Genomic DNA, 12,357 nt, shown 5'->3' on the forward strand with positions numbered 1-12,357 from the left:
TATACGGTATAAGGAAAAATTAATGTTTCTAGTGTAAAAGGTATGTTATAATGCAAATGATATGAGATTTTCTCTCTAATAAAGAGAACAGGTAGGTGAGACAGTTGAATGAAATTGGTGAAAAATTAAAAGAAGCAAGAAAAGCAAAAGGATACACGTTAGATGATTTGCAACAAATGACAAAAATCCAAAAACGTTACCTGATTGCGATTGAAGAAGGTAATTATGATGTCATGCCTGGAAAATTTTATGCGCGTGCATTTATTAAACAATACGCAGATACTGTTGGTTTAAATGGAGATCAACTACTAGAAGAATATACGGATGCAGTGCCGCATACTCATGATGAGGAATATGTAGAAAAAGTCTCTACGGATCAAACACGTTCTGGAAAGAATACTGAAAATGTCTTTTTGACAAAAGTTCAAGAGTATTTGCCTACAATTTTAATTGGCCTCTTAGCGGTAGCTATTGTAGCGGCTATCTATTTTGCTGTAATTAAAACAAATAATCAAGGAAATGAAGACATGATTACAAAAGAGTCTGATGAAATAGCTGTCTCTAGTGCTGATTCTATTTCAGAAGAAGAATCAGTAAAGGAATCTTCAGAGTCAGCAGTGTCTGAAGAGAGTGAAGAAGCTCAAGGAATAGAGCTGTTATCTTCTAATGGATCGACAACAACTTATTCTGTTACAGGAATTTTTGAAGGAAGTTCATTGATACTAACAGCTTCAGGTGGAGATTCATGGGTCAGTGTTGAAGGAGACGGAACTACGATTGATGCTCAGTTAATAACGGATGGCTCTAATTTAGAAACAGAAATTCCAGACGGAACTTCGTCTTTAGTCGTTATAATTGGAAACGCACCTGCAACAAAAGTTAATTTTAATGGCAAAGATGTTCCTTATGCTCCCGAAGCAGAGAATTCAGTCCGACAAGAAATTGAATTTAAATTTGAGTAAACTCGTAAAAGAGAGCTTTATCTAGCAAGAACTTTTTGCGGGAAGAGTTTTTATAAATAGTTGATGTTTATTGATCAAGAGAGGAAGCAAAAAAATTGAACTTACCGAATAAACTTACAGTACTGAGAATTTTTATGATTCCACTATTTGTTATTATCGTATTAGCACCATTTGATTGGGGAGTTATTCATCTTTTAGGTTCTACGATTGAAGTCACCCAACTGATAGGTGCTGTTTTATTTGCTTTAGCAAGTTTCACAGACTGGCTAGATGGAAAAATTGCACGTAAGCAAGGACTAGTAACAAATTTTGGTAAGTTTGCCGATCCTTTAGCTGATAAAATGCTAGTTATGACTGCTTTAATTATTTTAGTTGGACAAAATTTAGCTCCTTCTTGGGTCGTTTCTATTATTGTATGTAGAGAATTGGCAGTTACTGGATTAAGGTTACTATTAGTGGAACAAGGCGGAACAGTTTTAGCCGCTGCATGGCCAGGAAAAATTAAAACAGCCACTCAAATGGTTGCAATCATTTTACTGCTAGTTGATAATCTACCATTTGAAGGTATCGGCTTGCCAATGGCTGCTATCATGTTGTATATCTGTCTATTCTTTACTATCTACTCAGGTGTAGATTATTTTGTGAAGAACAGTGCAGTATTTAAAGGTCCAAAATAAGTTGAATTAAAAAAATGCTACAAAAGAAGGTACTTTGAAATTTATTTCGAAGCACCTTCTTTTTTTGTCCATCAGAAAAGTATGGTAAAATAGACAAACAATGAAATGTAGTTCCTTTTTTACTAAAATAACAAATAAAATTTAAGAGAAATCATTCGCGTATTATAAAAATAGGAGTGTGTAAGATGAATGCTGAAATTATAGCAATTGGAACAGAACTATTAATGGGGCAAGTAATAAATACAAATGCATCTTTTCTGTCTCGCGAACTCTCATTATTAGGAATAGATGTCTATCACCAGGTAGTCGTTGGAGATAACCCAAAGCGTCTGTTAGAAGTTATTCAAGTTGCGGAACAAAGAAGTGATCTAGTCATCTTATCGGGAGGTTTAGGGCCTACAAAAGATGATATAACGAAGCAAGTATTAGCTGACCATTTAACTAAAAATTTGATTTTAGATGAACAAACGATGGAAAAAATAATAGCTTTTCACGAAAATAGAAAACGAACGATGACAGAAAATAATCGATTGCAAGCTATGGTAATTGAAGGGTCCACTATTTTAAAAAATGAAACTGGTCTTGCTGCTGGAATGTTTTTAAAACAAAATAATAAAAGCTATATCCTATTACCTGGTCCGCCTAGTGAACTAGAACCAATGTTTATAAATGAAGTTAGGCCATTATTAATGAGCGAACGAAAGGAAGAAACTCATCTTATATCAAGAGTCTTACGTTTTTTTAATATTGGTGAATCTCAATTGGCTGCTGAATTAGATGACTTAATTGAAAATCAACAAAATCCTACTATTGCTACCTATGCTGGAAAGCATGAAGTCACACTGCGTTTGACAGCAAATGGAGGCACTGCAGCAACTTGTCTTGTCTTGTTGGATAACATGGAAGCAATCGTTCAAAAACGTCTAGGGAAGTATTTTTATGGCTATGGAGAGGATACGCGATTAGTAAATGTAGTTGCAGACTTATTGAAAGAACACAAAATGACCTTGACAGCTGCCGAAAGCCTGACTGGCGGTGCTTTTCAAAGTTGCATAACAAGCGTTTCGGGTGCTAGTGACTATTTCAAAGGTGGCATTGTAACGTATAGCAATGACACGAAAACAAGTGTTTTAGGAGTTTCTAAAAAAACAATTGAACAGTTTGGCGTAGTCAGTGCTGAATGCGCTATGGATATGGCACAGAAGGCTCAAAAGATGTTTGATTCAGATATAGCTCTTTCTTTTACAGGAGTTGCAGGCCCAGATGCGTTAGAAAACAAAAAAGTCGGTACAGTCTGGATTGGAGTTGCTGTTAAAGGGAAAATTACTTTTAGCAAAGAGTACCATTTTGGTAAAGGGCGAGAAAGCAATCGAGAAAAATCAATCATGTCTGGATTAGACTTAATTCGTAGAGTGTTATTAGATCTCCCCATAGATCAGAAAGTTTTTCTGAAATAATACGCAATCAACGAACCAATCAAAAAGACCGAATGTTTGTTCGCTTTTTTCTTGCTTTTTTTATAATAAAAAGGTATGATATTGATTGTAGCAGATGAAATTATGAATGATTAATTAATGAATAAAAGAGAACTTGAGGAGGATTTAATTAATGGCAGATGATCGTAAACAAGCGTTAGACGCAGCATTAAAAAAAATCGAAAAGAACTTTGGTAAAGGTTCGGTTATGAAACTTGGAGAAAAAGTAGATACACGTATTTCAACTATTCCTAGTGGATCTTTAGCATTAGATGTAGCATTAGGTGTAGGTGGTTTTCCAAGAGGAAGAATTATTGAAGTATACGGACCTGAAAGTTCAGGTAAAACAACAGTAGCTTTGCATGCTGTCGCAGAGGTTCAAAAACAAGGCGGAATAGCTGCCTTTATTGATGCTGAGAACGCTTTGGATCCAAAATATGCCGCTGCACTTGGTGTAGATATTGACGAATTGTTATTATCTCAACCGGACACAGGTGAACAAGGATTAGAAATTGCAGATGCGCTAGTTTCCAGTGGAGCAGTAGATATCGTCGTAATCGATTCAGTGGCTGCATTAGTACCACGTGCAGAAATTGAAGGAGAAATGGGAGACTCTCATGTAGGTTTACAAGCTCGTTTGATGTCTCAAGCTTTACGTAAATTATCTGGCTCAATTAATAAAACAAAAACAATTGCTTTATTCATCAACCAAATTCGTGAAAAAGTTGGAGTTATGTTTGGTAACCCAGAAATCACACCGGGTGGTCGTGCATTAAAGTTTTATGCTACCATTCGTCTAGAAGTTAGAAGAGCTGAGCAAATCAAACAAGGTACCGAAATTATGGGTAACCGTACAAAAATTAAAGTTGTTAAAAACAAAGTTGCTCCTCCTTTTAGAGTAGCTGAAGTAGATATCATGTATGGAGAAGGTATATCTCAAGTTGGAGAACTGGTAGATATGGGTTCTGATAAAGACATTATTGATAAATCGGGTGCATGGTACTCTTATAATGGAGAACGGATTGGTCAAGGACGAGAAAACGTTAAAAAATTCTTTAAAGAAAATCCTGAATTAAGAGCCGAAGTTGAGAAAAAAGTTCGTGCTGCATATGGTTTTGGAGAACCTGGCGCGGAAGATCAAGAAACTGAAAAACCTGAAACAGATCTATTAGAAGATTAAAGTAAAGAAATAATGCAAGATAAAACCAATGAGCTTTATGCTTGTTGGTTTTTTAATACTATTTTTCTGAAATTGAATGAAAAAGGGTCGTGGACGATTCGTTCTGACCTAATGAAAGTTTATGAAAGGGCTACAAAACCATTATTTAAGTTGACATGTCTCGCTACTACAATTAAAATTGAATTATCTATTACTTTACAATTAGATAGCGGGTAGGTTTTATTGGTATAAAGCTATTCATAATCTACCAAATAATGGATAAATATTAAATGACAAATTAAATAGATGATACGGAGGTGGAAGAATGGATTTTAAAAGTATTGCCTTCGCTATCGTTACTTTAGTTGTCGGTCTTATTGTTGGATATCTCGTCCGCAAGGCAAACCACGAAAAAGAACTAGCTGGTGCTAGAAACACTGCAACTGGAATATTGGAGGAAGCAAAAAGAGAAGCAGAAACCATGAAAAAGGAAGCGATGTTAGAAGCGAAGGATGAAAGCCACAAATACCGAACTGAAATTGAAGCAGAGCTGAAAGAGAGAAGAAATGAAGTTCTAAGACAAGAAAATCGTTTGTTACAACGCGAAGATAACATTGATCGCAAAAACGAAAGCTTAGAAAAGCGTGAACAAACTCTTGAAGCTAATGAAGCAAAATTAAGTTCTAGACAGCTACATGTTGACGATTTAGAGAAGAAAGCCATTCAATTGGTGGAACAACAAGAAAGTGAATTAGAACGAGTAGCAGCATTATCACGAGAAGAAGCCAAACAATTGATTTTACAAGAAACAGAAAATGAATTGTCTCATGAAGTTGCTGTGATGGTAAAAGATTCTGAACAACAAGCAAAAACTGAAGCAGATCGTAAAGCTAAAAACTTAATTGCTTTGGCCATTCAACGTTCTGCAGCTGATCAAGTTTCGGAAACAACCGTTTCTGTGGTCACATTGCCTAATGATGAAATGAAAGGGCGTATCATAGGTCGTGAAGGGCGTAATATTAGAGCTCTAGAAACCTTGACTGGTATGGATCTAATTATTGATGATACACCAGAAGCAGTTGTACTTAGTGGATTTGATCCAATTCGTCGTGAAATTGCTCGAATGACTCTTGAAAAATTAATCCAAGATGGACGGATTCATCCAGCTCGAATTGAAGAGATGGTCGAAAAATCACGTAAGGAAATGGATGAAAGAATCAGAGAAATTGGGGAACAAGCTACTTTTGATGTTGGCGTACATTCGTTACATCCAGACTTGATTAAAATTTTAGGACGCCTAAAATTCAGAACAAGTTACGGTCAAAACGTTTTAAGCCATTCAATTGAAGTTGCGAAATTAGCGGGTGTAATGGCTGCTGAACTTGGCGAAGATGTCACATTAGCTAAACGAGCAGGTTTATTACATGATATCGGTAAAGCACTAGATCATGAAGTTGAAGGATCGCATGTTGAAATTGGTGCAGAAATTGCAATGAAGTATAAAGAGAATGAAACAGTTGTGAACTCAATTGCCTCACATCATGGAGACGTAGAAGCAACATCTGTCATTTCTGTTTTAGTCGCTTCAGCTGATGCCATATCTGCGGCACGTCCAGGAGCAAGAAGCGAATCGCTTGAAAACTATATTCATCGCCTTGAAAAATTAGAAAGTATTTCTAACGATTTCGAAGGGGTTGAACAAAGTTTTGCAATACAAGCAGGTCGCGAAATCCGGATTATGGTCAAACCTGAAAAACTTGATGATTTAGGTGCAAGCAAGTTAGCACGCGATGTTAGAAAACGCATTGAAAGTGAATTGGATTATCCAGGACACTTTAAGATAACCGTTATACGTGAAATAAGATCAATCGAATATGCTAAATAACTAAGCTAAACTAGCCGATATGAGTCGATGATGAATCTGACTCGTATCGGTTTTTCTATTGAATTTTAAAAAATGAAGAGGTCAGCTTTTATTTCGGTCCATTTATTGTTAAAATGTAGAGGATGAAAAAGAGAAGAGGCATAAATGAATGAAATTATTATTTATTGGAGATGTTGTAGGTTCGATGGGCCGCGAAATGGTTCATGATTATTTACCTAAACTGAAAAAAATGTATAAACCGCAAGTAACGATTTTAAATGGTGAAAATGCCGCTGCAGGTCGTGGGATTACAGAAAAAATTTATAAAGGTTTCTTACAAGATGGCGTTGATATCGTAACAATGGGAAATCATACATGGGATAACCGAGATATTTTTGAATTTATAGATGATGCTAAAAAAATGATTCGTCCGGCTAATTATCCCGAAGGTACACCCGGAAAAGGGATTTCCTATATTAAAGTTAATCAACTTGAATTGGCGGTAATAAACTTACATGGGCGTGTTTTCATGATGGATGTTGACGATCCGTTCAGAAAAGCGGATGAATTAGTAGAAGAAGCCTTGCAACGAACACCTTTAATTTTTGTAGATTTTCATGCAGAAACAACAAGTGAGAAACAATCGATGGGCTGGTATTTAGATGGGAGAGTCTCTGCAGTAGTTGGGACACATACTCATGTACAAACAAATGATGCGCGTATTTTACCAAATGGTACGGCTTATTTAACAGATGCTGGAATGACTGGTCCTTATGATGGAGCGTTAGGTATGGACCGCGATGCAGTGTTAAGAAAATTTTTAACTCAAATGCCAACACGTTTTGAAGTGCCTAAAGAAGGTCGGAAAATTTTATCCGGTTGTTTTATTGATATTGATGACATCACAGGTGAAGCTAAAAAAATTGAGAATATTGTGATTAATGATGATCGTCCATTTAATGGTGGGTTTGAGTAAGTCAATCCAACTAAAAAGTACTGAACAACAAATAAGCAAAAAGGGGCGAAAAACATGCCGCAAAAAACGAAACAAACGCCTATGATGGAACAGTATCTAGGGATAAAAGCAAATTACCCAGATGCTTTTTTATTTTACCGCTTGGGAGATTTTTATGAGCTGTTTAATGAAGATGCTATTAAAGCCTCACAACTTTTAGAAGTTACTTTAACAAGTCGCAATCGTAATGCAGATGAACCAATTCCGATGTGTGGTGTGCCTTATCATGCAGCCAAAGGGTATATTGATAGTTTAATTGAAAAAGGGTACAAAGTAGCTATTTGTGAGCAAGTTGAGGATCCAAAAACAGCAAAAGGTATGGTGAAAAGGGAAGTTGTTCAGCTAATTACGCCTGGAACAGCGATGGACACCAAGTCAATGGATGCCAAAACAAATAATTATTTAGCGGCTGTAATGAGCACAAATACAAATCACTATTATTTAGCATACGCTGACTTAAGTACAGGAGAATTGAAAACGACGAAGTTAAACTCGTTAGAATCAGTAATGAGTGAACTGATGAGTTTGAGAACGAAAGAAGTTGTTTTTAAAGAAGCCAATGATATAGAGCTACAGGAAGAATTGAAAACAAAATTAGGCATTATGGTGTCCACTCAAAAAGAACTTATTGAAAGTGCAGAGTTTTCGTATTTAACAAATGAGATAGAAAATACTGAATTAATCGATATTGTAAAATTACTGTTGTCTTATTTACATGTTACTCAAAAAAGAAATCTAGGTCATCTTCAAAAAGTAGGCGTCTACTCTCCAACCAATCATTTAAAAATGGACCATTATTCCAAACATAACTTAGAGTTGGTTTCTTCGATTCGGACTGGTCAAAAAAAAGGAACCTTATTGTGGTTGTTAGATGAAACTAAAACGGCAATGGGAGGCAGACTTCTAAAGCAATGGATTGACCGACCTCTTATTCAAGAAAAGCAAATCACGATGAGACAAAATAGTGTTGAGAGTCTTATCAATCATTTCTTTGAACGAACGGATTTAAATGAAGCCCTGACTAGAGTATACGATCTAGAAAGATTAGCTGGTAGAGTAGCATTCGGGAACGTTAATGGACGTGATTTAATTCAACTGCAAACCTCTTTGCGCCAGATTCCTCAATTAATTGAAATTATACAATTAATGAATAAAGGTGAGTGGGATCAATTTATTGCTGAATTAGATCAAGTTCCGGAGGTAGTTGACTTAATTAATCAAGCGATAGATGAAGATGCTCCACTTTCGATAAAAGATGGTGGAGTCATTAAAGATGGGTTTAACGAACAATTGGATGTCTACCGTGATGCAATGCGAAATGGTAAAAAGTGGATTGCTCAGTTAGAAGCAGAAGAAAAAGCTGCAACAGGTATTAAAAATCTAAAAATCGGATACAATCGTATTTTTGGTTATTATATAGAAATCACTAAAGCAAATCTTGCTAATTTACCTGAAGGACGTTATGAACGCAAGCAAACATTAGCGAATGCTGAACGTTTTATTACGCCAGCTTTAAAAGAAAAAGAAATCTTAATACTGGAAGCTGAAGAAAAATCGATGCTTCTAGAGTATACCTTATTTACTGAAGTGCGAGAAACAATCAAACAGTACATTGAGCGATTACAAAATTTAGCAAAAACTGTAGCGGCTATTGATGTATTGCAGAGTTTTGCAACTATAAGCGAAAAATACCACTATACTCGTCCGGTAATGACAGCCAATAGTCAAGAAATCAGTTTGATTGAGGGACGTCACCCAGTTGTCGAAAAAGTTTTAGGGCAACAAACGTATGTGCCAAACAGTGTAGAAATGGGTAAAGAAAATGAAATTCTACTGATTACAGGACCGAATATGTCTGGTAAAAGTACCTACATGAGGCAATTAGCTTTAACCGTTATTATGGCTCAGATGGGTTGCTTTGTTCCTGCTGATCAAGCGAAAATGCCGATATTTGATCAAATATTTACACGTATTGGTGCGGCGGATGATTTGATTGCGGGCCAAAGTACGTTTATGGTTGAAATGATGGAAGCTAACGAGGCTCTGCGGTATGCTTCTAAAAACAGCTTGATTCTATTTGATGAAATTGGCCGTGGTACAGCAACCTATGATGGTATGGCATTAGCCGAAGCAATTATTGAACACATTCATGAAAAAGTTCATGCAAAAACGTTGTTTTCAACACATTATCATGAATTAACGGTTTTGGATGAACGATTGCCTCGTTTAACGAATGTCCATGTTGGGGCGGTAGAAGAAGAAGGAGAGTTAGTCTTTTTACACAAAATGCTTCCTGGTCCTGCAGATAAAAGTTATGGGATACAAGTGGCAAAGCTAGCTGGACTTCCAGATGAATTGCTGTCACGTGCAACGGTTATATTAGAGCAATTGGAGCAAAAAGAAGAAGTTATCTTAAATCATTCACCTCAAATAGAATTGGCTGAAGAAGTTCAAATGCCAATTAAGGCTAATCAAAAGAAAAAAAATGACATGATTGATGAGGGGCAACTTTCTTTATTCGGATTGCTTGAAGATTCTGAAGCTGAAGTCGTTAAAGCGGTTCGGAAAATGAATTTATTGACGATGACGCCTTTAGAAGCGTTGAACTGCATTAGTGAATGGCAACAAAAATTGAATTGATTTTAGTTTGTGGAGAGGAATGGGATAGATGGCAAAAATTCAAGAACTTTCAGATGTATTAGCCAATCAAATTGCAGCTGGAGAAGTAATTGAACGACCTGCTTCAGTAGTAAAAGAACTAATTGAAAATGCCATTGACGCAGAAAGTAGCCAGATTGACATTCTTATCGAAGAAGCGGGATTAAAAAAAATACAAATCATTGATAACGGAATAGGTATAGAACCAGAAGAAGTTCAAAATGCATTTAAGCGCCACGCAACTAGTAAAATCTATTCTCGGGATGATCTTTTTCGAATCCGTACACTAGGCTTTCGTGGGGAAGCCTTGCCGAGTATTGCTTCGGTTTCAGAAGTTTCTTTAGAGACTTCAACTGGAGGAACACGCGGTACGTATCTGTCTTTAAAAGGCGGAAAAATAATTGAAGAAAAACCTAATGAAGCAAGAAAAGGCAGCAAAATTACCGTAGAAAATCTTTTTTTTAATACACCCGCCCGCTTAAAATATGTAAAAAGTTTGCAAACAGAATTATCGAATGTGACAGATATTGTAAATCGATTGGCTATCAGTCATCCTAGAATTGCTTTTCGTTTAATTAATGATGGCAATCAGCTGTTAAGAACAGCGGGAAACGGCGATTTAAAACAGACCTTAGCTGGTATCTATGGAGTAGCTGCAGCCAAAAAAATGAGAGAAATAAATAAAGAAGATTTGGATTTTAGAGTATCTGGGTTCATATCTTTACCAGAGCTTACGAGAGCCAGTCGAAATTATATTTCTATTATTATTAATGGGCGCTACATTAAAAATTATTTGCTAAATAAAGCTATTATTGCAGGGTATCGTTCTAAATTAATGGTTGGACGCTTCCCAATGGTTGCTATTGAAATTGAGATGGATCCTTTGTTGGTGGATGTAAACGTTCATCCAACCAAACAAGAAGTTCGGATTAGTAAAGAAAAAGAACTGATGCAGCTGATTGAGTTGGCTATACAGGATTGTTTAAGTAAGGAACAATTAATTCCAGATGCATTAGAAAACTTGTCATTTAAAAAGAAAATAAACAGGCCTATAGAACAGAATGAACAAATAACTTTTGAATTTCAACAAGAAACAAACATAGAAAATAAAAGTGAAGAAAATGAAGAAACTGAAAGTACTCATTTAGCTAGAGAATCTTATTATTCGCATCGTCAAAGTACTCCTTTTGAAAAAGAAAGTAACTATGTGGATGAAGTAGAGCCCTTTTTCTTGAAAGAAAAAGAGCGAGAATCACTTATTAGTGGTGTACCGGAAGAAGAGGCTAGTGACGTTCCTATTGAAACGGTGAGCGAATTAGTGGATTACCATCAAGAATCACCTTTAAAAACAGCCGATAAATTAATGAAAAAACATGCGAAAGTTAAAGAATCCATAGGGCAGTTTCCAACATTAGAATATGTTGGGCAAATGCATGGGACCTATTTGTTTGCGCAAAATGAAACAGGTTTGTATATTTTAGATCAGCATGCTGCTCAGGAACGAATAAAATATGAATACTTCCGGAAAAAAATTGGTGAAGTGAGTACTGATTTGCAAGACTTATTAGTGCCAATCATGTTGGATTACCCGAACAGTGATGCTATTAAAATCAAAGAGAATAATGATGCGTTAGAAATGGTCGGTATTTTCTTAGAACCCTTTGGTCAGAATAGCTTTTTGCTAAGAAGCCATCCAGTCTGGTTCAACCAAGGTGAAGAAGAAACGATTGTAAGAGAAATGATTGATTTACTATTGGATCATGGAAGTGTAAGTGTCGCTAAATTTAGAGAAGCAACAGCAATCATGATGAGCTGCAAAGGTTCAATTAAAGCAAATCACTATCTGAATGATGCAGAAGCAAGAGCGTTGCTGAGGGACTTGAAGAAGACAGAAAATCCTTATAACTGCCCACATGGCAGACCTGTATTGATTCATTTTACCAATAAAGATATGGAGAAAATGTTCAAACGAATTCAAGATCCTCATTGAAATCGTTAATCGAATTCAATAAATTGAAGCAAAGCTCTAAAAAGTGTAAACTAAATATAGAAACAAAAAGGAGGATTTTCATGAATAGCTATGATAAAAATGAATTGAAAGCTAAATTGACAGATATTCAATTTGAAGTAACGCAAAATGAAGCTACTGAACGTCCATTTACAGGAGAATACGACGACTTTTATAAAGACGGTATTTTTGTAGATGTCGTAAGTGGAAAACCATTATTTTCTTCAAATGATAAATATGATGCTGGATGTGGTTGGCCATCTTTCACAAAACCGATAGAAGAAAAAGAAGTTATTGAAAAAATGGATACCAAATTTGGGATGAGTCGTACTGAAGTAAGAAGTTCAGAGTCAAACTCTCACTTAGGCCATGTTTTTACAGATGGTCCGCAAGACAAAGGTGGATTGCGTTACTGTATCAATTCTGCAGCTTTAAGATTCGTGCCTGTTGATAAGTTAGATGAAGAAGGGTATAGCACTTACCGCAAATTATTTGCTTAATCCATTCTGTGAAATTTAATAAGCACCCTCTAGCTGGTT

General features: G+C 36.0%; 9 protein-coding genes. All 9 read left to right on the plus strand.

The annotated features are described in order from the left end of the window. Positions 1-95: 95 nt before the first annotated feature. A complete protein-coding gene (locus BP18_RS03130; protein WP_231549428.1) occupies positions 96-962 on the plus strand; it encodes a helix-turn-helix domain-containing protein in 867 nt (288 codons plus the stop codon). A gap of 95 nt (positions 963-1,057) precedes the next feature. Further along, entirely contained in the window at positions 1,058-1,639 is a 582-nt protein-coding gene (gene pgsA, locus BP18_RS03135) for a CDP-diacylglycerol--glycerol-3-phosphate 3-phosphatidyltransferase (RefSeq protein ID WP_029278200.1), read from the plus strand. 185 nt (positions 1,640-1,824) lie between these two features. Continuing rightward, positions 1,825-3,096, plus strand: coding sequence for a competence/damage-inducible protein A (locus BP18_RS03140; protein ID WP_029278198.1), 1,272 nt, complete (start codon positions 1,825-1,827; stop codon positions 3,094-3,096). 151 nt (positions 3,097-3,247) lie between these two features. After that, on the plus strand, positions 3,248-4,294 hold the full coding sequence (recA, locus tag BP18_RS03145; protein ID WP_035050323.1) for a recombinase RecA: 1,047 nt from the start codon (positions 3,248-3,250) through the stop codon (positions 4,292-4,294). A 304-nt stretch (positions 4,295-4,598) separates the two neighbouring features. Beyond that, positions 4,599-6,158, plus strand: a complete 1,560-nt coding sequence (gene rny / locus BP18_RS03155; protein WP_035050325.1) for a ribonuclease Y — start codon at positions 4,599-4,601, stop codon at positions 6,156-6,158. Positions 6,159-6,306: 148 nt separating this feature from the next. After that, complete coding sequence (locus BP18_RS03160) at positions 6,307-7,113, plus strand: TIGR00282 family metallophosphoesterase (protein WP_007723692.1); 807 nt, start codon at positions 6,307-6,309, stop codon at positions 7,111-7,113. Positions 7,114-7,167: 54 nt separating this feature from the next. Beyond that, positions 7,168-9,792, plus strand: coding sequence for a DNA mismatch repair protein MutS (gene mutS, locus BP18_RS03165; protein ID WP_029278194.1), 2,625 nt, complete (start codon positions 7,168-7,170; stop codon positions 9,790-9,792). 28 nt (positions 9,793-9,820) lie between these two features. Beyond that, complete coding sequence (mutL, locus tag BP18_RS03170) at positions 9,821-11,800, plus strand: DNA mismatch repair endonuclease MutL (RefSeq protein WP_035050328.1); 1,980 nt, start codon at positions 9,821-9,823, stop codon at positions 11,798-11,800. An 80-nt stretch (positions 11,801-11,880) separates the two neighbouring features. Then, complete coding sequence (gene msrB, locus BP18_RS03175; RefSeq protein WP_007723684.1) at positions 11,881-12,318, plus strand: peptide-methionine (R)-S-oxide reductase MsrB; 438 nt, start codon at positions 11,881-11,883, stop codon at positions 12,316-12,318. Positions 12,319-12,357: the final 39 nt, after the last annotated feature.

This window comes from Carnobacterium jeotgali MS3, from assembly GCF_000745125.1.
GTDB lineage: Bacteria > Bacillota > Bacilli > Lactobacillales > Carnobacteriaceae > Carnobacterium_B > Carnobacterium_B jeotgali.

What these genes read in the sequence shown, in the direction of transcription:
- BP18_RS03140 (WP_029278198.1), top strand. Translation starts at nt 1,825, where the DNA reads ATGAATGCTGAAATTATAGCAATTGGAACAGAACTATTAATGGGGCAA.
- recA (WP_035050323.1), top strand. Translation starts at nt 3,248, where the DNA reads ATGGCAGATGATCGTAAACAAGCGTTAGACGCAGCATTAAAAAAAATC.
- rny (WP_035050325.1), top strand. Translation starts at nt 4,599, where the DNA reads ATGGATTTTAAAAGTATTGCCTTCGCTATCGTTACTTTAGTTGTCGGT.
- BP18_RS03160 (WP_007723692.1), top strand. Translation starts at nt 6,307, where the DNA reads ATGAAATTATTATTTATTGGAGATGTTGTAGGTTCGATGGGCCGCGAA.
- mutS (WP_029278194.1), top strand. Translation starts at nt 7,168, where the DNA reads ATGCCGCAAAAAACGAAACAAACGCCTATGATGGAACAGTATCTAGGG.
- mutL (WP_035050328.1), top strand. Translation starts at nt 9,821, where the DNA reads ATGGCAAAAATTCAAGAACTTTCAGATGTATTAGCCAATCAAATTGCA.
- msrB (WP_007723684.1), top strand. Translation starts at nt 11,881, where the DNA reads ATGAATAGCTATGATAAAAATGAATTGAAAGCTAAATTGACAGATATT.